22 protein-coding genes are annotated in these 24,644 nt (G+C 68.2%); 9 read left to right on the forward strand and 13 right to left on the reverse strand.

Translation table 11 applies throughout. The annotated features are described in order from the left end of the window. Window positions 1-71 precede the first annotated feature (71 nt). A complete protein-coding gene (locus MMF98_RS02160; RefSeq protein WP_243303868.1) occupies window positions 72-560 on the reverse strand; it encodes a MarR family winged helix-turn-helix transcriptional regulator in 489 nt (162 codons plus the stop codon). A gap of 155 nt (window positions 561-715) precedes the next feature. Between MMF98_RS02160 and MMF98_RS02165 the strand changes: the two genes are divergently transcribed. Then, window positions 716-1,027 carry a hypothetical protein gene (locus tag MMF98_RS02165; RefSeq protein WP_243303870.1) on the forward strand — a complete coding sequence of 104 codons (312 nt, stop codon included), beginning with the start codon at window positions 716-718 and terminating at the stop codon, window positions 1,025-1,027. Between the two features lie 48 nt (window positions 1,028-1,075). Here MMF98_RS02165 and mpl read toward each other — a convergent pair whose 3' ends face one another. Then, window positions 1,076-2,497, reverse strand: a complete 1,422-nt coding sequence (gene mpl, locus MMF98_RS02170) for a UDP-N-acetylmuramate:L-alanyl-gamma-D-glutamyl-meso-diaminopimelate ligase (protein ID WP_243303872.1) — start codon at window positions 2,495-2,497, stop codon at window positions 1,076-1,078. A 159-nt stretch (window positions 2,498-2,656) separates the two neighbouring features. On the opposite strand from mpl, the gene MMF98_RS02175 reads away from it, so the two are divergent. The 7 genes from MMF98_RS02175 to MMF98_RS02205 all read left to right on the forward strand — a co-directional run bounded on the left by MMF98_RS02175 (window position 2,657) and on the right by MMF98_RS02205 (window position 8,812). Beyond that, complete coding sequence (locus MMF98_RS02175; RefSeq protein WP_243303873.1) at window positions 2,657-3,250, forward strand: hypothetical protein; 594 nt, start codon at window positions 2,657-2,659, stop codon at window positions 3,248-3,250. Further along, window positions 3,247-3,810 carry a TlpA family protein disulfide reductase gene (locus MMF98_RS02180; RefSeq protein ID WP_243303875.1) on the forward strand — a complete coding sequence of 188 codons (564 nt, stop codon included), beginning with the start codon at window positions 3,247-3,249 and terminating at the stop codon, window positions 3,808-3,810. Before MMF98_RS02175 ends, MMF98_RS02180 begins: the two co-directional genes overlap by 4 nt. A 149-nt stretch (window positions 3,811-3,959) precedes the next feature. After that, window positions 3,960-4,424: an acetyl-CoA carboxylase biotin carboxyl carrier protein gene (gene accB, locus MMF98_RS02185; RefSeq protein WP_243303877.1), complete on the forward strand. Its 465-nt coding sequence runs from the start codon at window positions 3,960-3,962 to the stop codon at window positions 4,422-4,424. A gap of 122 nt (window positions 4,425-4,546) precedes the next feature. After that, window positions 4,547-5,896, forward strand: coding sequence for an acetyl-CoA carboxylase biotin carboxylase subunit (gene accC / locus MMF98_RS02190; RefSeq protein WP_243303880.1), 1,350 nt, complete (start codon window positions 4,547-4,549; stop codon window positions 5,894-5,896). A gap of 57 nt (window positions 5,897-5,953) precedes the next feature. Beyond that, window positions 5,954-6,835, forward strand: a complete 882-nt coding sequence (gene prmA / locus MMF98_RS02195; protein ID WP_243303882.1) for a 50S ribosomal protein L11 methyltransferase — start codon at window positions 5,954-5,956, stop codon at window positions 6,833-6,835. Window positions 6,836-6,879: 44 nt separating this feature from the next. Next, complete coding sequence (locus MMF98_RS02200; protein ID WP_243303883.1) at window positions 6,880-7,878, forward strand: DUF3426 domain-containing protein; 999 nt, start codon at window positions 6,880-6,882, stop codon at window positions 7,876-7,878. A 31-nt stretch (window positions 7,879-7,909) separates the two neighbouring features. Then, on the forward strand, window positions 7,910-8,812 hold the full coding sequence (locus MMF98_RS02205) for a carbohydrate kinase family protein (protein WP_243303885.1): 903 nt from the start codon (window positions 7,910-7,912) through the stop codon (window positions 8,810-8,812). Between the two features lie 42 nt (window positions 8,813-8,854). Here the strand turns inward: MMF98_RS02205 and MMF98_RS02210 are convergent, their stop codons facing one another. The 9 genes from MMF98_RS02210 to MMF98_RS02250 form a co-directional block, all read right to left on the reverse strand. Next, window positions 8,855-9,163, reverse strand: coding sequence for a DUF167 domain-containing protein (locus MMF98_RS02210; RefSeq protein ID WP_243303887.1), 309 nt, complete (start codon window positions 9,161-9,163; stop codon window positions 8,855-8,857). Between the two features lie 86 nt (window positions 9,164-9,249). Further along, entirely contained in the window at window positions 9,250-9,705 is a 456-nt protein-coding gene (locus MMF98_RS02215) for a histone H1-like DNA-binding protein (protein ID WP_243303889.1), read from the reverse strand. 176 nt (window positions 9,706-9,881) lie between these two features. After that, the gene (locus MMF98_RS02220; protein ID WP_243303891.1) at window positions 9,882-11,084 is read right to left on the reverse strand and encodes a ribonucleotide-diphosphate reductase subunit beta; all 1,203 of its coding nucleotides are present in this window, start codon (window positions 11,082-11,084) and stop codon (window positions 9,882-9,884) included. Between the two features lie 126 nt (window positions 11,085-11,210). Next, complete coding sequence (locus MMF98_RS02225; protein ID WP_243303893.1) at window positions 11,211-14,153, reverse strand: ribonucleoside-diphosphate reductase subunit alpha; 2,943 nt, start codon at window positions 14,151-14,153, stop codon at window positions 11,211-11,213. A gap of 375 nt (window positions 14,154-14,528) precedes the next feature. Then, a complete protein-coding gene (gene ampD, locus MMF98_RS02230; RefSeq protein WP_243303895.1) occupies window positions 14,529-15,149 on the reverse strand; it encodes a 1,6-anhydro-N-acetylmuramyl-L-alanine amidase AmpD in 621 nt (206 codons plus the stop codon). Then, window positions 15,133-16,617, reverse strand: a complete 1,485-nt coding sequence (locus tag MMF98_RS02235) for a sigma-54-dependent transcriptional regulator (RefSeq protein ID WP_243303897.1) — start codon at window positions 16,615-16,617, stop codon at window positions 15,133-15,135. Before MMF98_RS02235 ends, ampD begins: the two co-directional genes overlap by 17 nt. A 2-nt stretch (window positions 16,618-16,619) precedes the next feature. Then, window positions 16,620-18,350, reverse strand: a complete 1,731-nt coding sequence (locus MMF98_RS02240; protein WP_243303899.1) for a sensor histidine kinase — start codon at window positions 18,348-18,350, stop codon at window positions 16,620-16,622. Next, window positions 18,351-18,581, reverse strand: coding sequence for a PP0621 family protein (locus MMF98_RS02245; protein WP_243303901.1), 231 nt, complete (start codon window positions 18,579-18,581; stop codon window positions 18,351-18,353). Beyond that, window positions 18,578-19,381 carry a cytochrome C assembly family protein gene (locus tag MMF98_RS02250; protein ID WP_243303903.1) on the reverse strand — a complete coding sequence of 268 codons (804 nt, stop codon included), beginning with the start codon at window positions 19,379-19,381 and terminating at the stop codon, window positions 18,578-18,580. The genes MMF98_RS02245 and MMF98_RS02250 overlap by 4 nt, the downstream gene beginning before the upstream one ends. 181 nt (window positions 19,382-19,562) lie before the next feature. Between MMF98_RS02250 and ffh the strand changes: the two genes are divergently transcribed. After that, window positions 19,563-20,951 (forward strand): signal recognition particle protein, encoded by a 1,389-nt coding sequence (gene ffh, locus MMF98_RS02255; RefSeq protein WP_243303906.1) that lies wholly within the window; start codon window positions 19,563-19,565, stop codon window positions 20,949-20,951. Window positions 20,952-21,031: 80 nt separating this feature from the next. Here the strand turns inward: ffh and mdoH are convergent, their stop codons facing one another. Next, window positions 21,032-23,089, reverse strand: coding sequence for a glucans biosynthesis glucosyltransferase MdoH (mdoH, locus tag MMF98_RS02260; RefSeq protein WP_243303908.1), 2,058 nt, complete (start codon window positions 23,087-23,089; stop codon window positions 21,032-21,034). After that, entirely contained in the window at window positions 23,062-24,633 is a 1,572-nt protein-coding gene (locus tag MMF98_RS02265; protein WP_243303909.1) for a glucan biosynthesis protein G, read from the reverse strand. The genes mdoH and MMF98_RS02265 overlap by 28 nt, the downstream gene beginning before the upstream one ends. Window positions 24,634-24,644: the final 11 nt, after the last annotated feature.

Genomic DNA, 24,644 nt, shown 5'->3' on the forward strand with positions numbered 1-24,644 from the left:
GCTCTGGCGCTGCCGGTGGCCGAGCCAGGCCAGCCGGCTCGCGTGTGCCTGCGCCTGGCGTGTCCCGGTGCTCACGGCTGCAGCTCCTGCAGCCTGGCATGCACCTGGGCCAGGCTGCGCGAGGTGCTGGCAAAGGCGGCGGGCTCCAGCGCCGTCCAGGCCTGGGTGTAGGCCTCGTGCACCAGCGGCGCGGCGCGCTTGAGCAGGCGCTGGCCGGCGGCGGTCAGCTCCAGCTCCAGGCTGCGCCGGTCGTGTGCGCTGGCATGGCGGCGCACCAGGTCGCGGCTTTCCAGTCCGTCGAGCAGCCGCGTCATCTGGGTGCGCGTGGCGTCGAGCACGGTGCCGAGCTCGGAGGGCATGGACAGCTTCTCGCGGTCGGTGGCCAGCATGCTCAGCACCAGGTACTGCTCCAGGTCGAGCGCCAGCGGCGCCAGCGCCCGCTGCGCATGCTGGCGCAGCAGCCGGGCCGTGCGCAGCAGCAGCCGCGAGCCCAGGATAAAGTCGCGCGGCGCCTGCGGGTGGTGGGCGCAGAAGCGGTCGATGCGTTCTTCGAAGGTCATGAGGGGCTCGCGGTCAATTGATTTCAAATGAAATTATATCAAATGAAGCAAATTGAGGGTGGCGCCATGCCTTGCCGAGGCTGTTCAAAGGGTTTTTGCGAATTGCCGGTGCACCGGCGGCCGACGCACGATGCAGGCTCTGTCAGGAGCGAGCCATGCGCAGCGAAGTCACGGTTTCATTCGGCCCCGAGGCCCCGGTCCGGATCGATCTGGACGAAGTGCAGCCCATGCCGCATGACGTGGCCCGCTGGTGGCTGGACGAGCAGTTCACGCGCATGGGCTGCGAGCCCCTGCGTCCCACGGGCAAGGTGCTGCTGGCCGACAAGGTGCTGTGCGTGGCGCAGGCCGCGGGGCCGAAGCAGTTCGGCGACGCCAGGTGGGCCAGCGAGTTTGCCCGCGCCAGCAGCGCCGCGCTGGCCAAGCCGGTGGTGCGCATCGACGTGCCCGGATTGACGGTTTCCTACTGATTCAAGAGTGAAAACAGCCGGATGTCCTCGTGCAGCGAACATTGTGTGCTATTGATTCTGTAGCGCTTCGAGCAGCTTGGCGTGGACATTGCCAAAGCCGCCGTTGCTCATGCACAGCACATGGTCGCCCGGCCGGGCCGCCGCCCGCACCTGCGCGACCAGCGCCTCGATGCTGCCGGCCACCTCGGCGCGGGGGCCCATCGGCGCCAGCGCCTCGCGGGCGTCCCAGTCGAGCCCGCCGCTGTGGCAGAAGGCCAGATCGGCCTGCTCCAGGCTCCAGGGCAGCTGGGCCTTCATGGTGCCAAGCTTCATGGTGTTGCTGCGCGGTTCGAACACGGCGAGGATGCGCTGCCCCGGGCCGACCTGGCGGCGCAGGCCGTCGATCGTGGTGCGCATGGCCGTGGGGTGGTGGGCGAAATCGTCGTAGACCGTGATGCCGCGGACCACGCCGCGCACCTCCATGCGGCGCCTGACGTTCTGGAACCGGCCCAGCGCTGCCGCGGCAACGGCCGGCGGCACGCCCACGTGCTGGGCGGCAGCGATGGTAGCCAGCGCATTGAGCTGGTTGTGCACGCCGCCCAGCGCCCAGTCCACCGTGGCGACGCGCTCGCCTTGCTGCAGCACCTCGAAGCGGCCGGGCTCGCCCACGGCGGTGAAATCGCTGACCGTGGCGCCGAAGCTGCGCACCTCGCTCCAGCAACCCTGGTGCAGCACGCGCGCGAGGCTGTCCTCCAGGCCGTTCACCACGATGCGGCCCGAGGCCGGCACGGTGCGCACCAGATGGTGGAATTGGCGCTCGATGGCGGAGAGATCGTCGAAGATGTCGGCGTGATCGAACTCCAGGTTGTTCAGGATCGCGGTCCGCGGGCGGTAGTGCACGAACTTGCTGCGCTTGTCGAAGAAGGCGGTGTCGTACTCGTCGGCCTCGATCACGAAAGTTGTCCCTGTGCTGACCGCTGTCTGGGCTGCGCGGCCCTCCGGCGCTGCCGACAGGGCGCCCAGCCGGGCCGAGACCCCGAAATTCAGCGGCACGCCGCCCACCAGGAAGCCCGGCTGCAGCCCGGCGCACTCCAGCACCCAGGCCAGCATCGAGGTGGTGGTGGTCTTGCCGTGGGTGCCGGCCACGGCCAGCACGTGGCGGCCCTGCAGCACATGCTCGGCCAGCCACTGCGGGCCGCTGGTGTAGGGCGCCCCGGCGTCCAGAATGGCTTCCATCAGCGGGAATTTCGGGCGGCCGTCGGCCAGGCGGGCGCGCGACACCACATTGCCAACCACGAACAGGTCGGGCCGCAGCGCCATCTGGTCGGCGGAGAAGCCCTCGATCAGCTCGATGCCCAGCGCGCGCAGCTGGTCGCTCATCGGCGGGTAGACCCCGGCGTCGCAGCCCGTCACCTTGTGGCCGGCCTCGCGGGCCAGCGCCGCCAGCCCGCCCATGAACGTGCCGCAGATACCGAGAATGTGAATGTGCATGCGCCGATTCTAGGCGGGATTCCATGCCATTCTGGGCCGGAGTCCACGTCTATCGGACCTCGCTAGCTATGAAAAACGTAGCAATCAAGGCTGCCCTGATGGCCTGGCGATTGGCCCTGACACCGGCGCGGCCCCGCAAACCATGGAAAATGGCCGTCGATGGACAGCTTGAAATCCGAGATTGCCGCCGCTGCTGCCCGCCTGGTGGTGGAGGAAGGCCTGGAATACGGCCCGGCCAAGCGCCGTGCAGCCAAGCAGATGGGCCTGAGCGCGCGCGCCGAGCTACCGGGCAATGACGAGCTGGAAGACGCCGTGCACGAGTACATCGACCTGTTCTGCGCCGACACCCAGCCGGCCGAACTGGTAGCATTGCGTAAGTTGGCACTCACCTGGATGGAGCGCCTTACCGAATTTCGCCCCTATCTCGGTGGCGCGGTCTGGCATGGCACGGCGACGCGGCTGTCCGACGTTTACATACAGTTGTTCTGCGATGACCCCAAATCGGCGGAAATCGCGCTGATCGACCACCGGGTGAATTACGAGCCGCGCACCGTGACGGGTTTCAACGGCGAGCCGGTGGAGGCCCTGAGTCTGCACAGCGACAGCCGGGAACTGGGCGAAACCATCGGGGTGCACCTGATGGTGTACGACCACGACGACCTGCGCGGCGCCCTCAAACCCGACGCCAAGGGGCGGACGCCCCGCGGCGATGCCGCCGCCGTGCGCCTGCTGCTGCAAGAATCGAGACCATGAATCCACCTGCCTCCCCCTCTTCTTCCCCGGCTCCGGGCCTGAGTCGCCGCCGCTGGCTGTATGCCGGCGTGGCCGCCGTTGCCGGACTGGGTGGCGCGGGCCTGGCCTGGCACAAATTCCGTCCGCACGAGCCGGCACCAGGTGCCGAAGCGGCCCTGTGGGGCCTGTCGTTCGACACACCGGACGGCGCGACGCTGAGCCTGCAGGCCTTGCGCGGCAAACCCCTGTTGATCAACTTCTGGGCGACCTGGTGCCCGCCCTGCGTGGAAGAACTGCCCCTGCTGGACAAGTTCTACAAGGAACATGCAGCCAAAAGCTGGCAAGTGATAGGATTGGCCATCGATCAGCCCAGCGCCGTGCGCAGCTTCCTGCAGAAAACGCCGGTCGGTTTTCCGATCGGGCTGGCGGGTTTGAGCGGAACCGAGCTGAGCCGCTCGCTCGGCAACGAGGCGGGAGGCCTGCCATTCACCGTGGTGTTCGGCGCCGACGGCCGCTTGCTGGAGCGTAGAATGGGCAAGGTTTCGCCCGAAGACCTGCAGCAGTGGGCCGGTGCCCGCTAGCCTCCCGGCCAGGCCCCGCGCGGGCCTTTCCCTTGATTGTTTCTCTCTATCAAGGCCGGTAATTAAAAGAAAATAGACGAAAAAAAGCGCAATAAGCTGAATTTGCGGTAAATTCTCGCCTTCTCTCGTTTGCAGTCGTTGGAGACCTCATGGATTTACGCAAACTCAAAACGTTGATCGACCTGGTGTCGGAGTCCAACGTGTCGGAACTCGAAATCACCGAAGCAGAAGGCAAGGTCCGCATTGTGAAGGGCGGTGGCGCCCTGGTGCAGCAGATGGCCGCGCCGATGCTGGTGGCCGCACCGGCAGGGACCGCGGTGGCCGCCGCCGCGCCCGCAGCGGCAGGGCCTGCCGCGGCACCGGCTGCCGGGGTGCCGGCCGGCCACATCGTCAAATCGCCCATGGTGGGCACCTTCTACCGTTCTTCCAGCCCGGGCGCCAAGGCCTTCGTGGAGGTGGGCAGCCAGGTCAAGGAAGGCGAGACCATCTGCATCATCGAGGCCATGAAGATCCTCAACGAGATCGAGGCCGACAAGTCCGGCACCATCACCCAGATCCTGACCGACAACGGCCAGGCCGTGGAATACGGGCAACCGCTGTTCGTGATCGAGTGAACGGCCGCCAGCGTCCACCCATGTCCCACCCCGCCTGTTGCTTCCGCGACGTTCGCGCCAGCGCCGGGCGGGAAACGAACGCCACCATCTGCGCGGAAGCGCGATGAGCCGCGAGACTGACCATGTTTAAAAAGATATTAGTTGCCAACCGCGGCGAGATCGCCCTGCGCATCCAGCGCGCCTGCCGCGAGCTGGGCGTCAAGGCGGTGATGGTGTACTCCGAAGCCGACCGCGAGGCCAAGTACGTCAAGCTGGCCGAGGAGGCCGTGTGCATCGGCCCGGCGCCTTCGGGGCTGAGCTACCTCAACATGCCGGCCATCATCTCGGCCGCCGAGGTCACCGACGCGCAGGCCATCCACCCCGGCTACGGTTTCCTGAGCGAAAACGCCGATTTTGCCGAGCGGGTCGAGAAAAGCGGCTTCCAGTTCATCGGGCCGACGCCCGAGTCGATCCGCATCATGGGCGACAAAGTGTCGGCCAAGCAGGCCATGATCAAGGCCGGCGTGCCCTGCGTGCCCGGCTCGGAAGGCGAACTGCCGGACGACCCGGTGCAGATCAAGCGCATTGCCAAGTCGGTCGGCTACCCGGTCATCATCAAGGCTGCGGGCGGCGGCGGCGGGCGTGGCATGCGGGTGGTCCATACCGAAGCGGCGCTGATCCACGCGGTGCAGACCACCAAGGCCGAGGCCGGCGCGGCCTTCGGCAATCCGGCGGTGTACATGGAGAAGTTCCTCCAGAACCCGCGCCACATCGAAATCCAGATCCTGGCCGACCAGCACAAGAACGCGGTCTACCTGGGCGAGCGCGACTGCTCGATGCAGCGGCGCCACCAGAAGATCATCGAGGAAGCGCCGGCGCCGGGCATCCCGCGCAAGCTGATCGAGAAGATCGGCGAGCGCTGCACCGCGGCCTGCAAGAAGATCGGCTACCGTGGCGCGGGCACCTTCGAGTTCCTCTACGAGAACGGCGAGTTCTATTTCATCGAGATGAACACGCGCGTGCAGGTCGAGCACCCGGTGACGGAGATGGTGACCGGCGTCGACATCGTGAAGACGCAGATCCTGGTGGCCGCCGGCGAGAAGCTGCCGTTCACCCAGCGCCAGATCGAGATCCGCGGCCACGCCATCGAATGCCGCGTGAACGCGGAAGACCCCTACAAGTTCACGCCCTCGCCGGGCCGCATCACCATGTGGCATGCCCCGGGCGGCCCGGGCGTGCGGGTGGATTCGCATGTCTACACCAACTACTTCGTGCCGCCGAACTACGACTCGATGATCGGCAAGATCATCGTGCACGGCGACACGCGCGAGGAAGCGCTGGCGCGCATGCGCACGGCGCTGTCCGAGACCGTGGTCGAAGGCATCAACACCAACATCCCGCTGCACCGCGAACTGATGGTGGACGCCAAGTTCATGGCGGGCGGCACCAACATCCACTACCTGGAAGAGTGGCTGTCGCATCACAAGCGCTAGAGCCTGCCCGGTTCGCCGCCGGGGGCCTGGCCCTGCGGGCGGCCTGATGGAGAAACGATGTTTGAGCTGAGCCTGCTGTGCCCGGAAGACCGGGTCGAAACCCTGAGCGATGCGCTCGATGCACTCGATGCGCTGAGCGTTTCCGTGGAAGACGCGGACGCGCAGACCGATGCCGAGCAAGCCCTGTTCGGCGAGCCCGGCATGCCGCCGCCCAAGGACGGCTGGCAGCGTTCGCGCATGCTGGCGCTGTTCGCAACGGAATCCCTGGCGCTGGAGGCCCGCACGCTGCTGACGGCGCAGGACTTCTTTGCGGACTGCCGGATCCTGGGGCTGGCCCCGGTGCCCGAGCAGGACTGGGTGCGCTTGACGCAGTCGCAATTCGATCCGGTGGAGATCACGCCGGAATTCTGGATCGTGCCGACCTGGCACGAGCCGCCCGCGCAGGCGCGCCAGATCATCCGGCTCGATCCGGGCCTGGCTTTCGGCACCGGCACCCATCCGACCACGCGCATGTGCCTGCGCTGGATCGCGCGCCACGGCCTGGCGGGCCAGCGGGTGCTCGACTACGGCTGCGGCTCCGGCATCCTGGCCATCGGGGCCGCCAAGTACGGCGCTGCCGACGTCGATGCGGTGGACATCGACGAGGCCGCCGTGCAATCCACGGTGCTCAATGCGCAGGCCAATGGCGTCACGCTGCGCTCGGGCCTGCCGGACCAGGCCAGCGGCACCTACCAGACGGTGCTGGCCAACATCCTGGCCACGCCGCTCAAGGTGCTGGCGCCGCTGCTGTGCGCGCGGGTCGCGCCCGGCGGTTCGCTGGTGCTGGCCGGCATCCTGGAGCGCCAGGCCGAGGAGCTCCAGGCCGCGTATGCACCGCATGCCCGCCTGGTCGTGGCCGACCGCGAAGATGGCTGGATCCTGATGACCGCCGTGCTCTGACGCCGGGGCGGGGCGCGGGAACCAGCCCCTACAATCGATCGCTCATGAGCCTCATCACACGCTGCCCCGCCTGCGCAACGATGTTCAAAGTCGTGCCCGACCAACTCAGGATCTCCGAGGGTTGGGTGCGCTGCGGCCACTGCACCGAGGTCTTCGATGCGGCGCTGTATCTGCAGACCGATGTGCCACCGGCACCGGCTGCCGAGCCGACCTCGGTGCCGCACGGCGAGGTGATGCCCCCGGTGGCGCAGGTGCCCGAGCCTGAACCTGTTGAACACGAGCCCGAGCTTGCGCCTGCGCCGGCCGCTCCGGCGGCCGAGGTGTTCCCGGCCACCGATGCGCCGGTGCCGGTCGTGAAGCTGGTGCCCGACGAGCTGGAGGAGGCCGCGCCGTCCCAGCCCGCCGTGCTGCAGCCCGAAACCCGAACGGAAGAGGCTGTGCAGGAGACGCGGGTCGATGAAGTGGTGGCCGCCAGCGCGCCGATTCCCCCGGCCGAGGAGCCGGAGCAGGCCTTGCACGATGTCTCGTTCGTGCGCGAGGCCCGGCGCAAGGCCTTCTGGCGCCGTCCCCTGGTGCGCACGGCGCTGGCGCTGGTGTGCCTGGCCTTGCTGTCGCTGCTGGCGCTGCAGGTGGCGGTGCAGGAGCGCGACCGCGTGGCCGCGCTCGAGCCGCGTGCCCGTCCCTGGCTGATGGAACTGTGCGCACCGCTGCAATGCAGCGTGGCGCCGCTGCGGCAGATCGAATCCATCGTGATCGACAGCTCCTCGTTCAACAAGATGCGCGGCGATGCCTACCGCCTGAGTTTTACCCTCAAGAACACGGCGCCCATGGCGTTGGCGCTGCCTGCCATCGAACTTGCGCTGACCGACACGCAGGACCAGCCCGTGCTGCGCCGCGTGCTGCAGCCTGCCGAGCTCGGCGCCGCGCCGGCGGTGCTGGGCGCGGGCGGCGAGTGGACCGGTTCTTTCGCGGTCAGCGTGGCGGGCAACGGTAACGGTGCCGCGCGCATTGCGGGCTACCGCATGCTGGCGTTCTATCCCTGATTTTCAACTTCAAGACCTGAAAGAGGCATTCATGGCAGCAGTCATTTGCGGCTCCCTGGCGTTCGACACCATCATGACGTTCGAGGGCCGCTTCTCGGAGCAAATCCTGCCCGACCAACTCCACATCCTCAATGTCTCCTTCCTGGTGCCGGCGTTGCGGCGCGACTTCGGTGGCTGCGCCGGCAACATCGCCTACAGCCTGAAGGCGCTGGGCGGGGTGCCGCTGCCGATGGCCACCGTGGGCAGCGATGGCGCCGACTACCTGCAGCGCCTGCAGGGCCTCGGCATCCGTACCGACTTCGTGCGGCAGGTGAACGACACCTACACCGCGCAGGCGATGATCATGACGGACCGCGACAACAACCAGATCACCGCGTTCCACCCGGGCGCGATGATGCAGGCCCACATCACCCGGATCGAGGCGCGGCCCGACATCGCGCTGGGCATCATCTCGCCCGATGGCCGCGACGCCATGCTGCAGCATGCCGAGCAGTTCAAGGCCGCCGGCATCCCGTTCGTCTTCGACCCGGGGCAGGGCCTGCCGATGTTCGACGGCCCCGAGCTTGCGCACTTCATCGAGCAGGCCAGCTGGGTCACGGTCAACGACTACGAAGGCAAGATGCTGAGTGAGCGCACGGGCTGGAGCCCTGCCGAGATGTCGCGCCACGTGCGGGGGCTGATCGTGACGCTGGGCGCGCACGGCAGCGAAGTCTGGATCGACGGCGAGAAGACCATGGTGGCGCCGGTGAAGGCCGACGAGGTCGTGGACCCTACCGGTTGCGGCGATGCCTACCGTGGTGCCTTGCTCTACGGCCTGGAGCGCGGCTGGTCGTTGGAGCGCTGCGCGGCGCTGGGCAACCGCATCGGCGCCATCAAGATCGCCCAGCGCGGGCCGCAGAACTACACGCTGGATTTGAAGGAAATCGAGCTGTAGTCCTCGTCGGCGGGACAGAGAGTGCTCTGTTTTTGATAGCGCTCACGTCACCAGCGAAAGCCAGTCGGCCGCGGCTGCGGCCTGCGCTGTGACACGCAGCTGCTTGCGCCTCGATGTCGCGCCCCGAACCAGTTCGACGGATGAGCGCGCGACGCCCAGCGTGTCCGCCAGCCAGAGGATCAGCGCCTGATTTGCCTTGCCGTCGACAGGCACCGCTTTCAGGCGCACGCGCAGCGCGCCGTCATGCAGGCCATCGGCCCGGCTCTGTGCGGCATGGGGCATGACGTGGACATCGACAATCACCGCGCCCGTCTTTTCCAGGCGGAGGAAGCTGGCGGCAGGGAGGTTCATGGCGTGCTCTGGCGGTTCGGTGGAGGCATGAAAAAGCCCGATGCCTTGCGGCACCGGGCTTGAGAAGCGGTTACCCGCTTGCTGCCTCAGGGCTTGCTGGCCGTGGGAAACGGCCAGGCAGCCTGCGGGTTCAGAGTGGTCTGAGCCGCGGGGGCAGCCGGGGCGGCTGCTTTGGCAGCGGGCTTCTTCGCTGCTTTCTTCGCAGCGGGCTTCTTCGCTGCTTTTTTGGCCGCAGGCTTTTTCTTCGCCGGGGCTTTCTTGGCGGCGGCCTTCTTCGCCGGGGCCTTCTTGGCTACCGCCTTTTTCGCGGGCGCCTTCTTGGCAGCGGCCTTCTTCGCCGGAGCCTTCTTGGCGGCTACCTTCTTGGCAGCGGGCTTCTTGGCTGCGACTTTCTTCGCCGGAGCCTTCTTCGCCGGAGCCTTCTTGGCGGCTACCTTCTTGGCCGGTGCCTTCTTCGCAACCGGTTTCTTCGCAGCGGCCTTCTTGGCGGCCGGTTTCTTAGCAGCGGCCTTCTTAGCGGCCGGTTTCTTTGCAGTTGCCATCATTTTCTCCTTGATCAAGTTGCAAAGAGCACTTCACGCTTGTTGGTTTGCATGAAGCGATTCATGGTGTTGGGGCCGGCCCCAGCACCATGAACAGGGGAGCACTCCCCGCGTGCGCGCTCTGCGGCGCCATCAGCGGTGGGTGCGATTCTTGAACTCATTGTCGTTATGGATGCTCAATCCCACGAAAGCGCGCCACCCGATTGATACTCGATCACGCGGGTCTCGAAGAAGTTGCGCTCTTTCTTCAGGTCGATCATCTCGCTCATCCAGGGAAACGGATTCTCCTCGTTCGGGAACAGTGCTTCCAGCCCGATCTGCGTGGCGCGCCGGTTGGCGATGTAGCGCAGGTAGCCCTTGAACATCGAGGCGTTCATGCCGAGCACGCCGCGCGGCATGGTGTCCTCGGCGTACTTGTACTCGAGCTCGACAGCCTTCATGAACAAGGCCTTGATCTCGGTCTTGAATTCGGCGGTCCAGAGGTGCGGGTTCTCGAGCTTGAGCTGGTTGATCAGGTCGATGCCGAAGTTGCAGTGCATCGACTCGTCGCGCAGGATGTACTGGTACTGCTCGGCAGCGCCGGTCATCTTGTTCTGGCGGCCCAGGGCGAGGATCTGGGTGAAGCCGACATAGAAGAACAGGCCTTCCATCAGGCAGGCGAACACGATCAGCGACTTCAGCAGCGTCTGGTCGGTTTCGGGTGTGCCGGTCTTGAAGTTCGGGTCCATGATGGCTTCGATGAACGGGATCAGGAACTGGTCCTTCTCCCGGATCGACTGGACTTCGTTGTAGGCGTTGAAGATCTCGCTCTCATCCAGCCCCAGCGACTCCACGATGTACTGGTAGGCGTGGGTATGGATGGCTTCCTCGAAGGCCTGGCGCAGCAGGAACTGGCGGCATTCAGGCGCCGTGATGTGGCGGTAGGTGCCCAGCACGATGTTGTTGGCGGCCAGCGAGTCGGCGGTCACGAAGAAGCCGAGGTTGCGCTTGATGATGCGGCGCTCGTCCTCGGTCAGGCCGTTCGGGTCTTTCCACAGCGCGATGTCGCGCGTCATGTTCACTTCCTGCGGCATCCAGTGGTTGGCGCAGGTGGCGAGGTATTTTTCCCAGGCCCACTTGTACTTGAACGGCACCAGCTGGTTGACGTCGGTCTGGCCGTTGATGATGCGCTTGTCAGCGGCCCGGACCCGGCGCTCGCTGGTGGGCTGAATGGTGGGGGCGGTGGCTGCAACCGGCACAGGCGCTCCGTCATGGAGTGTGCGCGGGGCTGGCGAAAGAGGCGGAAGTTCCATCGAGCGGTTGCTGGATGAACCGCTGGTGAGTGGCTGTTGCAATCCGTTTTGCACAGAGGGCTTGACTTCTTCGTCCCAGGTCAACATAGAGGATTCCAATATTCAAATTATCAGAGCAACGATGTGAAATGAAAAGTGTTCATTCACATCGTTGCCCGATTGTGTTGCTCAATTGCATCGAAACCCATTCGGAATTTCGCAGCAGCGAGGGCCTTACTGGCAGGCCTCGCAGGTCGGATCGTCCACGCCGCAGAACTTGATGTCGGTGGCAGGCGCAGCACTCAGCTGCGCGCGCGCGGCAGCGGCTGCGGCGTCGAGTGCGCTCATGCCTGCACCGGCTTGCGGCTCGCTGCCGGAAGACACGGCATTCAGCTGGCCGGCCTTCACGGTGGATTTCTCCGCGTGCGTGGCGCCCATGGTGCGCAGGTAGTAGGTGGTCTTGAGGCCGCGCAGCCAGGCAAGCTTGTAGGTGTCGTCGAGCTTCTTGCCCGAGGCGCCCGCCATGTAGATGTTGAGCGATTGCGCCTGGTCGATCCACTTCTGGCGGCGCGCGGCGGCTTCCACCAGCCACTGCGGTTCCACTTCGAAGGCGGTCGAGTAGAGCGCCTTGATGTCCTGCGGCACGCGGTCGATGGGGCGCAGCGAACCGTCGAAGTGCTTGAGGTCCATCACCATCACGTCGTCCCACAGGCCCAGGCGCTTGAGGTCGCGCACCAGATAGCTGTTGATGACGGTGAACTCGCCCGACAGGTTGGACTTGACCGAGAGGTTGCCGAAGCACGGCTCGATCGAGGCGTCGACGCCGATGATGTTGGAGATCGTGGCGGTGGGTGCGATGGCCACGCAGTTGGAGTTGCGCATGCCGTCGGCCGCGATCTTCTTGCGCAGCGCGTCCCAGTCCAGGGCGGCCGAGCGGTCCACTTCGACATAGCCGCCGCGGGCCTGGGCCAGCAGGTCCAGCGTGTCGGCCGGCAGGATGCCCCGGTCCCACAGCGAACCCTTGTAGCTGGAGTACTGGCCGCGTTCGCGGGCCAGTTCCGTCGAGGCCCAGTAGGCGTAGTAGCAGACGGCTTCCATCGACCGGTCGGCGAATTCCACGGCCGCTTGCGACGCGTAGGGAATGCGCAGCTCATACAGGGCATCCTGGAAAGCCATGACGCCCAGGCCCACCGGGCGGTGGCGCATGTTGGAGTCGCGCGCCTTCTTGACGGCGTAGTAGTTGATGTCGATCACGTTGTCGAGCATGCGCATCGCGGTGGCGATCGTCTTCTTGAGCTTGTCGTGGTCGAGCACCTGGGTGCCGCCGGCCGAGCCGGCGGGTGCCGCCTTCAGATGCTGCAGCAGGTTCACCGAGCCGAGGTTGCAGACCGCGGTTTCGGTGTCGCTGGTGTTGAGCGTGATCTCGGTGCACAGGTTGGACGAGTGCACCACGCCCGCGTGCTGCTGCGGCGAGCGCACGTTGCAGGCGTCCTTGAAGGTGATCCAGGGATGGCCCGTCTCGAACAGCATGGTGAGCATCTTGCGCCACATGTCGCTGGCCTGCAGCGTGCGCGAGGGCTTGATCTCGCCGCGCTTGGCTTTTTCCTCGTAGGCCACGTAGGCCTTCTCGAAGTCGGCGCCGAACTTGTCGTGCAGGTCGGGCACGTTGGACGGCGAGAACAGCGTCCATTCGCCCTTTTCCATGACGCGGCGCATGAACAGGTCGGGGATCCAGTTCGCGGTGTTCATGTCGTGCGTGCGGCGGCGGTCGTCGCCGGTGTTCTTGCGCAGCTCGAGGAACTCCTCGATGTCCAGGTGCCAGGTTTCCAGGTAGGTGCAGACCGCGCCCTTGCGCTTGCCGCCCTGGTTCACGGCCACGGCCGTGTCGTTGACCACCTTGAGGAAGGGGACCACGCCCTGCGACTCGCCGTTGGTGCCCTTGATGTGCGAGCCCAGGGCGCGCACGCGCGTCCAGTCGTTGCCCAGGCCGCCGGCGAACTTGGACAGCAGCGCGTTTTCCTTGATCGATTCGTAGATGCCGTCGAGGTCGTCCGGCACCGTGGTCAGGTAGCAGGAGGACAGCTGCGAGCGCAGCGTGCCGCTGTTGAACAGCGTGGGCGTGCTCGACATGAAGTCGAACGAGGACAGCACTTCGTAGAACTCGATGGCGCGGGCTTCGCGGTCGACCTCGTTGAGCGCCAGGCCCATGGCCACGCGCATGAAGAAAGCCTGCGGCAGCTCGATGCGGGTCTTGCGCACGTGCAGGAAGTAGCGGTCGTACAGGGTCTGCAGGCCCAGGTAGTCGAACTTCAGGTCGCGGTCGGCCTGGAGCGCGGCGCCCAGCTTGTGCAGGTCATAGTGCAGCAGCCTTTCGTCCAGCAGCTCGGCGTCCACGCCCTTCTTGATGAATTCAGGGAAGTAGCGGGCATAGCTCTGGGCCATTTCGGCCTGCGTCACTTCTTGGCCCAGCACTTCGCGGGCGATCGTGTGCAGCAGCAGGCGCGCCGTGGCGTAGGTGTAGTCGGGGTCTTTCTCGATCAGCGTGCGCGCGGCCAGGATCGATGCCTTGTAGACCTCGTCCATCGGCACGCCGTCGTACAGGTTGCGCATGGTCTCGGCCACGATCGGGTCGGGCTTGACGTCTGTGCCCAGGCCGGCGCAGGCCGATTCGATCAGGCCCTGCAGGCGGTCGAGGTCGAGCGCCACGCGCCGGCCGCCGTCGAGCACATGCAGCGCCGGCGCCTTCGGGGTGGCCTGCACGGCCTGGCGGGCGCGCTCCTGCGTGCGCTTTTCGCGGTACAGCACATAGGCGCGGGCGATCTCGTGGTGGCCGCCGCGCATCAGGCCCAGTTCCACCTGGTCCTGCACGTCTTCGATATGGAAGGTGCCGCCGCCCGGGCGCGAGCGCATCAGGGCGCGCACCACGCCCTGGGTCAGGTTGTCGACGACTTCGCGCACGCTGGCCGAGGCGGCGCCCTGCGTGCCATGCACCGCGAGGAAAGCCTTCATCATCGCGATCGCGATCTTGTCCGGCTCGAACGGCACGACGGCACCGTTGCGGCGGATGATCTGGTAATGGGCCAGCGGATGGGCGGCGGCACTGCCGGCGCTGTCGGTGGCCTGGGACGGAACGACGCCGGCATGGGGCGTGGACGGGGGGGTCAAAGCGGTTTGCATTGTTTCCTCTTCTTTCGCAATTTTTGTTGGGACTGGCGGGGCGGGAGCGCGGGCCAGAGGGGTGTCGGGGGCTACCCTTGTTTGCACAATGGACACACTATATCTAGGGTCCAACTGGATTTCAAGCCACTACGGGTAGTGTATCGACCCTGATGCACATGCTTACATTTGAGCCTCGAAAAACCGCTGGGAGCGAGTGCCTTTGCGAGGGTGGCCGCACGGCCTTGCAGGCGTGATCCGCGCAGGGGGCGCCGCAGTGCGGCCAGTCTGTGTGCGCCTTGCGGCCGGTTTTGCCGCGCCGTGCCGCGTAGGGCCTGAGGTCGTGGAGGATGCGGCCCCGTCAGAGGGGTCTTGCCGCATGCGCGGCGAGTGCCTTCATGCGTTTTGTGGCAGGCGCAACGATTCGGGAAAAGACCGGGGCGGCCAGCCCAGCGTGCGCTGCAGCAAAGGCCACTCGAAGCCGTTGCCGGGGTCCTGCTTGCGCCCAGGCGCAACGTGCTCGTGGCCCGCGATGTGCGCGACCGGATAGTGCTGCGCGATGGCCGAGCACAGGCTGCCCAGGGTTTCGTACTGCGCGGCTTCGAAGCGGTCGCCCTCCAGGCCTTCGAGTTCGATGCCCACCGAGCGGTCGTTGCAGTTGTCCCGGCCCAGGTAGTGCGAGGCGCCGGCATGCCAGGCGCGCTCGCGGCAGCTCACGAACTGCCACAGCGCCCCGCTGCGGCGGATGTAGAAATGGGCCGAGACCTGGGTGCCGCGGATGCGCTCGAAGTAGGGGTGGGCGTTCCAGTCCAGTGTGTTGGTGAACAGCTGCAGCACTTCGTCGCCGCCATACTGCCCCGGCGGCAGGCTGATCGAGTGCAGCACGATGAGGTCGATCTCGGTGCCGGCCGGGCGCGGCCCGAAGTTCGGGGACGGCAGCGTTCGTGCGAACCGGTACCAGCCTTCGTGCCACAGGCCGTCGTCGCCGTCGGCGGCAGGCTCAGGCGGTTTCTTCATTCGGCTCATCACCCGGTGGCGTCGAGATGTTGAGGCGGGCAATGCGGTAGCGGATCTGGCGCAGGCTCAGCCCCAGGCGGGCTGCCGCAGCGGTCCGGTTGAATCCGGTGTCGTTCAAAACCTTGACCAGGATGTCGCGCTCCTGCTGGTCGAGGTAGGCCTGCAGGTCGCTCGGAGCCTGGGCGAGGGCCGGTGCCGCGGGCATCGGCACGGGGTCGGGCGCAGCCTGCGCGGCGGCGGGCGCGGCCTGGGTGGGCGCGAAATCGACCTGGAGCACGTCGCCCTCGCTCAGGGCCACGGCGCGATGCAGCAGGTTTTCCAGTTCCCTCACGTTGCCGCCCAGGGGATGTGCACAGAGTTGCTCGAGCACCGTCGGCGACAGCGCCGGCACCGGCATGCCCGACTCCTGAGCGATCCGGGCCAGCAGCGCGGCGCACAGGGCCGGCAGGTCGCCGGTGCGCTCGCGCAGAGGGGGCACCACGATCTCGATCACGTTCAGGCGGTAGTACAGGTCCTGCCGGAAGCGGCCGGCCTGCACGTCCGCGGCCAGGTCCTTGTGCGTGGCGCTGACGATGCGCACGTCCACGGCGTCTTCCTGCGTGGAACCCAGCGGGCGCACATGGCGTTCCTGGATGGCGCGCAGCAATTTGGACTGCATGGCCAGGGGCAGGTCACCGATCTCGTCGAGGAACAGGGTGCCGCTGCGCGCGGCCTGGAAATAGCCTTCGCGGTCCTGCGTGGCTCCGGTGTAGGAGCCTTTCTTGGCGCCGAAGAATTCGGCCTCGAGCAGGTTCTCGGGGATGGCGCTGCAGTTCACGGCCACGAAGGGGGCTTCGGCGCGATGGCTGCAGGCATGGATGGCGCGCGCCACCAGTTCCTTGCCGGTGCCCGATTCCCCGCGCACCAGCACGGGCGCCATGCTGCGGGCGACCTTGACGATGCGTTCCTTGACGCCGCGCATGGCGCCGGAGTCGCCCACCAGCCGCTGCAGCGCCGTGTGGCCGGTCTGCGGCAGCTCCGCGGCGCTGGGGGGCCTGGCGGCAGACGGGCCCTGGCCGCGCCCGCCGCGCAGCGGCTGCTGCTGCGTGCCCTGGATGGCCGAGGCCACGACGCTGCGGAACTGCTTGAGGTCGACTGGCTTGGTGAGGTAGTCGAAGGCGCCCGCCTTGAGGGCTTCCACTGCGTTCTCGGCCGAGCCGTAGGCCGTCATCACGACACAGCGCTCCTGGCGCTGCTGCGTCGTCATGCCCACCAGCAGTTCCAGGCCGAGGCCGTCGGGCAGGCGCATGTCGGTGATCACGGCGTCGAACTTGCGGTCGCCAAGGTGCTGCCAGGCCTCCGAGAGGCTGGCGGCCGCTTCCACGCGGTAGCCCTCGCGCAGCAGCGTGAGCTCGTACAGCGTCCGCAGGTCCGGCTCATCGTCGACGATCAGGACCTGCGCGGGGTTCGGGGAGTTGCTTGCAGCCATGGTCAGACAAGTATTGTGTCAAATGATAGAGGGCTGTCGCCTTGCGCCGGACCGGCGCGGAACGTCACGAAGAATTCGTTGCCTTCCACGGCCGCGGCCACCGGGCCGCGCGGGGCCCGCTGGTAGCCGATCAGCGCGCCATGCCGCTCGCACAGTTCGCGGCAGATGTACAGGCCCAGGCCGCTGGAGCGGCTTTCCGAAGAGAAGAAGGGCTCGAACAGATGCCGCTGCACGGTCTGCTCGAGCGGCTCGCCGTCGCTCCACACCAGCAGGCTGCATTCGCCGAGGGAGGAGACCACGGTCGAGACCTGGATCGAGTCGGGCTGCTGGCCCGCATAGCGCAGCGCGTTGTCCAGCAGGTTGATCAGCACGCGGCGCAGGTGGCCGGCATCGAACACCGCGCGCGGGCCCATGGCGTCGAGCGCCACGCTCAGGCGCGCCGCGGCGCCGGTCTGACGGGACCAGTCGGCGCAGATGGTGGCGACGTTCGCATCCAGGTCCAGCAGGCCGGGGCCGGCGACGGCGGTTTGCTGCTGCACCCGCGAAATGTCCAGCACTTCCTCCACGATCTGCGCCAGGCGCAGCGCGTTCTGCCGCACCAGCATCGTCAGCTGCTTCTGCGCCGGCTCGGTCAGGTCTTCGTCGAGCAGCGCGTTGGCCTGCGAGATGGCGGCCAGCGGATTGCGTATTTCATGGGCGACCGCGGCCGACATGCGGCCCATGGCCGCGAGCTTCTCGGTGCGCAGGCGCGCCTCCATTTCGCGCAGGTCCTGCAGGAACATGACGCACAGGTTCTCCGCCTGCGTGTCGTGCGTGGCGGTGAGCCGCGTGCGCACGTGGATGCGCCGCGGGTTCTGCCCCGCATGGCTGATGGCGATGTCGGAGATCTGGCTGCCGTGCTGGACGAAGGTCAGCCGGGCCAGCTCGACCAGGGCCTGCCAGGCGGCCTCGGCCGCCAGCACGAAGGGGGCGTTGCGCACGGCGCCCTGGGCCGAGCCCAGCAGGCGGCGCGCCGCCGGGTTGGCGGCCCGCACGACGCCATTGATGTCGACCACCAGCACGCCGTCGGCCAGGGTTTCGATCACCAGTTCGTTCACCTGGGTCTGCACCCGCGCGGCATGCTGGCTGCGCCGGGCCAGCGCCTCCTCGCGCGCCAGCCGCAGGGCCAGCTGGTTGGCCAGGAAGGCCACGATGAACAGGCCGATGCCGGTCAGGCCGGACTGCAGGAAGCGCGGCGCGGCATCGCCCTGGATCTGCAGCGAGATCCACCAGGCGTCCACCAGCAGCACCAGCGTCACGCCGGCGGCCGTGCCTAGCGCCAGCGGCAGCGAGCCCATCACGGACCCGAGCAGCACGGGCAGGGCGAACAGCGGGGTGTAGTTGATGTTGGCGCCTTGCAGGAACTGCAGGGCCGAGAAGGCGATCAGGTCGACGCCGATGGTCGACACCCACTGCGTGTCGAAGGTGCGGCCGGGCGTGCGCGGCTGGGCCAGCAGGCGCACGGCCAGCGTGGCGGCGAGGTAGGTGCTGCACAGCGCCACCAGCCACACGTTGACGGGTTGCCCCAGCCCGTAGATCGAGCCCTGCATCAGCAGCAGCACCACGGCGATCATGATGCGCGCGGTCATGAAGCCGCGCCACAGCCTGGCGAAGGCGGAGTCTTCCACCGGGGTGGGGCTGTCTTCCGGGAGGGGCGGGCCGAACCAGGAGGGCGCGTCCGTGGGGCTGGCCATTCAGCCCTCGGCGCGCTGGCGGTGCTCGGCGCAGCAGTACAGGCCGCGGCGGCCCGGCAGCGCCTCGGCCTGCGGCAGGTGCACGGCGCAGACCGGGCAGCGCACCATGTCCTGGGGTTCGCCGGCGGGCTGCGCGGCCGGGCCGCGGCGCGCGGGCCGGTCGGCCAGGCGGCGGCTGCGCCAGAGCCAGACGCCGGCCAGGACCACGAGCAGCACGATGAGGTATTTCATGCGCCGCGCCCCAGCACCACTTCGAGCACGAAGCGCGAGCCCACATAGCCCAGCAGCAGCAGCAGCGAGCCGACGTACAGCACCCGCACGGCCTTGCGGCCGCGCCAGCCGAAGCGCGAGCGGCCCAGCAGCAAGGCGGCGAAGGCCAGCCACGACAGCACCGAGAACACCGTCTTGTGGTCCCACTTCCAGGCCTTGCCGGGGCCGTACAGCGTCTCGCCGAACAGCCAGCCGGCCAGCAGGGTGGCGGTCAGCAGCACGAAGCCGGCTTTCACGAAGCGGAAGGTCAGCCGTTCGAGCGTGAGCAGCGGCATGCCGCTGTGCGCATCGCTGGCCTGGCGGATCTGCCGCTCGGCGCGCGTCATGAGCCAGGCGTGCACCACGGCGGCGGCGAACAGGCCGTACGAGGCGATGCCCAGCGCCCAGTGCAGCGGCAGCCAGGGCGAGGCGCTCACGTGCAGCGCATTGCCCGGAAACAGCAGGGCCAGCAGCACGGCCGCGGAGCCCAGCCCGGCCAGGGCCCAGCGCGCCTGCAGTTGCGGGAACAGCTGGCTCTCCACCGCATAGACCGTCAGCACCAGCCAGGCGGTGACGGACAGCGCGGGCGCGAAGCCGAAACGCGGCGGGTCGCCCAGCAGCCCCGCGGCCAGCACGCCGGCATGCAGCAGCCAGGCCGCCAGCAGGGCCGTGCGGCTGGCGCGCAAACTCAGGCGCGCTGCGGCAGCAGCAGGGATGGCGTAGGCTGCAGCGGCCGCAATACCCAGCAGGACGCTGAGGGGGGACGCACTGGATAAAATCATGGCAAAGGAGTTTAACCCCCAGGCTCCGCACGCGACGGTGCTGCGCCTTCCCCCTTCGCTTCGCAAGGGGGCGCCGCCAGCGGCCTGGCAAGGCCCGCTGCGCGGCGGCCCCGAACCTGGGCGGCGCTGTGCGCGGCCGGTTGTCTCTGCTCCTTATTTTTACAAGGCATTCGTTCTCTTTATGGCCAGCGCTCTTACCGACAAACTCTCCCGCCTCGTCAAGGAAATGCGCGGCCAGGCCCGCATCACTGAGTCCAATGTGCAGGACATGCTGCGCGAGGTGCGCATGGCCCTGCTCGAGGCCGACGTGGCGCTGCCCGTGGTGCGCGACTTCATCGCCCGCGTGAAGGAGAAGGCGCTGGGCCAGGAGGTACTGGGTTCGCTGTCGCCGGGGCAGGCCCTGGTGGGCATCGTCAACCGCGAGTTGGCGGCCACCATGGGCGAGGTCGACGACAAGGGCGCGCTGCGCGCGCCGGCCGACATCAACCTCGCCGCGCAGCCGCCGGCCGTGATCCTGATGGCCGGCCTGCAGGGCGCGGGCAAGACCACCACCACCGCCAAGCTGGCCAAGCACCTGATCGACAAGCGCCGCAAGAAGGTGCTCACGGTGTCGGGCGACGTCTACCGCCCCGCGGCGATCGAGCAGCTCAAGACCGTGACGGCCCAGGCCGGCGCCGAATGGTTCCCGAGCACGCCCGAGCAGAAGCCGGTGGACATCGCCCGCGCCGCGCTCGACTATGCGAAGAAGCATTTCTTCGACGTGCTGCTGGTGGACACAGCGGGCCGCCTCGCCATCGACGAGGCGCTGATGCGCGAGATCAAGGACCTACATGCCGCGCTCGACCCGGTGGAGACGCTGTTCGTGGTCGATGCCATGCAGGGCCAAGACGCGATCAACACGGCCAAGGCCTTCAAGGAGGCCCTGCCGCTGACCGGCATTGTGCTGACCAAGACCGACGGCGACTCGCGCGGCGGCGCCGCCCTGAGCGTGCGCCAGGTCACCGGCGCGCCGATCAAGTTCGCCGGCGTCAGCGAGAAGATCGACGGCCTGGAGGTGTTCGACGCCGAGCGCCACGCCGGGCGCATCCTGGGCATGGGCGACATCGTCGCGCTGGTCGAACAGGTCACGGCCGGGGTCGACATGGAGGCCGCGCAGAAACTCGCGGCCAAGGTCAAGAGCGGCGACGGCTTTGACCTCAACGACTTCCTGAGCCAGATCCAGCAGATGAAGAGCATGGGCGGCCTGTCCAGCCTGCTCGACAAGCTGCCGGCCCAGATGGCCGCCAAGGCGGGCCAGGTGGACATGGACAAGGCCGAGCGCGACATCCGCCGCAAGGAAGGCATCATCCACAGCATGACGCCGCTGGAGCGGCGCAAGCCCGAACTCATCAAGGCCACGCGCAAGCGCCGCATCGCCGCCGGCGCCGGCGTTCACGTGCAGGAGGTCAACCGCCTGCTCAACGAGTTCGATCAGATGCAGGGCATGATGAAGAAGATGAAGGGCGGCGGCCTCATGAAGATGATGAAGCGCATGGGCGGCATGAAGGGCATGCCCAAGATGCCCTTCTGATCCAAGTTTCAAGCGTTTTCAGCCGGATGTCCGCGTCCAGCGGTCATTGTTTGCTATATATCTGATAGCAATCCGGCGCTTCAGGCACGCGCGAACTCGGCCGCGTGCCGCCAGGCGCGGCGCAGCACGGCCGGCGACCATGACTCCTCGGGAATCAGCAGCACGCCGCGCGCGCGCAGCCGCGTGCCGAGCCCGACCTGGCTGGTCAGCACGGCCAGCGGCACGGCCAGCAGCAGCGGCAGCGCCACCGGCGTGAGCCAGACCAGCGCGCCCGCGTCGATCGCCGCGATGCCCAGGCCCAGCAGTGCAATCACCGCTGTCATCGGCGCCAGGCGGGCGGCGGCGTCGCGCCAGGACACGGCAGCGGCTTCGCGCGGCGGCGATTTCCAGTCGAGCTTCAGGCCGGTCAGCGCCACCAGCACGAACAGCGAATGCGCGAGCATGCGGATCGGCGCCTGCAGCAGCGCCAGCCCGGTCTCCACCGCGGCGCTGCGCAGCAGGCCGGCCGTGCCGCCGTAGGACTTCTGCTGGCCACGCAGCAGCACCGCCAGCAGGCCCAGCACGCGCGGCAGGAACAGCATGCACAGCGTCCAGGCCCAGAGCTCGCGCAGCTCGGTGGGCACGGCCTGCCACTCGGGCAGGATGCGCGCACCCGACATCCACAGCGCCGTGCCCAGCGTCAGGAAGGCCAGCCACAGCGGGGCCGACAGGTAGGACATGGCGCCGATGGCGAACATCGCGCGGTGCACGCGGTGGATGCCCGGCTCGGCGATCAGGCGCGAGTTCTGCAGGTTGCCCTGGCACCAGCGGCGGTCGCGCTGCAGCTCGGCCAGCAGGTCGGGCGGCTGCTGCTCGTAGCTGCCCACCAGGTCCGACACCAGCCAGACGTGGTAGCCGGCGCGGCGCATCAGCGCGGCCTCGACGAAGTCGTGCGACAGGATGCCGCCGGCCAGGCCGCCGCGGCCGCGGATCGGGGCCAGCGCGCAGTGCTGCATGAACGGCGCGACGCGGATGATCGCGTTGTGGCCCCAGTAGTGCGATTCGCCGAGCTGCCAGAACTGCATGCCCAGCGTGAACAGCCGGCCGGTGACGCGCGAAGCGAACTGCTGCGCGCGCGCGTGCAGCGTGACGTGGCCGATGGCCTGGGTCGCGGTCTGGATGATGCCGGCCTTCGGGTTCGCTTCCATCAGCTTGACCATGGACACGATGCACTCGCCGCTCATCACGCTGTCGGCGTCCAGCACCACCATGTAGCGGTAGTCCCGGCCCCAGCGGCGGCAGAAGTCGGCCACGTTGCCGGCTTTGCGGTGCGTGCGGCGCGCGCGCAGGCGGTAGTAGACCTCGATCTGCGGCTGCTCGGGGTGAGCAGCCAGCGCGGCGCGCAGGTCTTCCCAGGCCGCGCGCTCGGCCGCGGCGGTCTTCGGGTCGGCGCTGTCCGACAGCACGAACACGTCGAACACACCGGCATGGCCGGTGGCCGCCACCGATTCGCAGGTGGCGCGCAGGCCCGCGAACACGGTGGCCACGTCCTCGTTGCAGATCGGCATGACGATGGCGGTGCGCGCCTGCGGGTTCACCGGATGGTGGCGCACGGCCCGGGCCGAGAGCGCGTGGCGGTCGCCGCGCAGCGTGACGTAAAAGCCCATCAGCGCGGTCACGAAGCCCGTCACCACCCAGGTGGAGAGCACCGCGAACAGCACGACCTGGCCGTACTCGAGCCAGGCGCTGTCGTAGTCGGGCTGCGCATTGGCGAACAGCGTGGTGGCCATCATCGTGCTGACCAGCGTCAGCAGCGCAAAGACCAGCCGGCGCCGCTGCGCGGCCTGCTGCCAGGCCTCGGGGGCGGCGGCCCGCGCGGCCGGCCGCGGGCGCATCAGCGAGAGTGCGCCCGCGCCCAGGCTGCTCCAGAAGCCGCGCCAGGGGCGCGGCGCCATCGAGCCGCGGTTGAGCGGCGGCGCCGTGGCCGAGTTGGGATGGCGCTCCTCGCGCACGCTGCTGCGCCGCGGTACCTGCGGCACCGGGTAGGCCGCGCCGCGGCGCGCCACCACGGCCGGGGCCGCGCCGCCGTCGGGGGCCGGGTGGGGCGGGAACGACGGTGCCCGCGGCGAACCTAGTCGGGAAGAAGGATGTTGCTCCATGTTTCGCTCACTGCCTCGTTGTGGTGTTGAAGAAAGGCGCGCAGCTCGATCGGCTGCGCCGGGGTGTTGCGTTGCACGCGCAGGGTCAGGCGCCAGGCGCCGGTGGCGGGGTTGCGGTAGAGGTGCTGTTCCACGATGCGGCCGCCGGCATCGCTGGTGGCGACGGCCTGCACCGGGGCTTCGGGCGCCAGCGCGTCGAGCGCCGGGCCGGTGAAATCGACCACGTACTGCACCTGGGTTTTGAGTTCGTCGGCGCTCAGCGGGCTGTAGCCGATGCCGCGGCGCGACTGCGTCACCCAGCCGGCGGGCGGGCGCTGCTGCGCATCGCCCTGCCAGCCCAGCTCGTAGGCGAACTCCAGCGGCGCGCCCGGCGCGGGCCATTGCGCCGGCACCCAGTAGGCGACGATGTTGTCGTGCGTCTCATCGGGCGTGGGCAGCTGCACCAGCTCGACCCGGCCCGGGCCCCAGTCGCCCAGCGGGCGCACCCAGGCGCTGGGGCGCCGTTCGTAGCGCGCCTCCACGTCCTCGTAGCTGGCGAAGGCGCGGTCGCGCTGCATCAGGCCGAAGCCCGCCAGGCGGTTCATCGCGAACGAGGTCACCAGCGGCTTTCGGGGGTTCTGCAGCGGCCGCCACAGCCACTCGCCGTCGCCGGTGGCCACCATCAGGCCGTCGGAGTCGTGCACCTCGGGGCGGAAATCACCGGGGCGCGGCTGGTTCTCGCCCGACAGGAACATGCTGGTCAGCGGCGCCAGGCCCAGCGTGGCGACGGGCCGGCCCGCGCCGGCGCGCAGGAACACGCGGGCGCGCACCGTCACCGTGCTCTGCGGGCCAGGGACGATGTCGAAGCGGTAGGCGCCGCTGGCGCGCGGCGAGTCGAGCAGGGCGTAGAGCGTGAGCTGCCGGGCGCCGGGCGCGGGCCGCTCCAGCCAGAACTCGGTGAAGCGCGGAAACTCCTCGCCGCTGCCGCCCGCGGTGTCGATCGCCAGGCCGCGCGCCGACAGGCCGTACTGCTGGCCGGCGCCCAGGGCGCGGAAATAGCTGGCGCCGAGGAACACGATCAGCTCGTCCTTGTAGTCGGGCGAGTTCAGCGGGTAGTGCACACGCAGGCCGGCGAAGCCGAGGTCGCCCCAGGCCTGCGGCTCGAGCCGGTTCTTGCCGTAGTCGAAGGCCCGGCGGTCGTAGCGGATGTGCTGCACGCCCTGCGGCGTGATCTCGTTGACGCGCACCGGCTCGGCCTGGGTGCGGCCGAGATGGAAGAACTGGGTCTCGAACGGCAGCCCCGCGTCGCGCCACAGGGCCTGCGCGGGCCGGAAGCGGATGTCGCGGTACTGGTCGTAGTCAAGGCGCGCCAGCTCGCTGGGCAGCTTGTCGCCGCCACCCCGATAGGCCGCCTGCGCGCGCTCACGCGCCAGCCGGGTCAGCGTCTCGAAATCGAAGGCTTGCGCCCGCACCAGCGGGCTGGCCAGCAGCAGGACCCCGAGGGCCAGCCAGGCCGGGTGCGGCAGGCGGGGCCGCCAGGCGCGCAGGGAGAAAACAGGCGTCATGCCACTGGCTA

Source organism: Variovorax terrae (assembly GCF_022809125.1).
Classification (GTDB): Bacteria; Pseudomonadota; Gammaproteobacteria; order Burkholderiales; family Burkholderiaceae_C; genus Variovorax_A; species Variovorax_A terrae.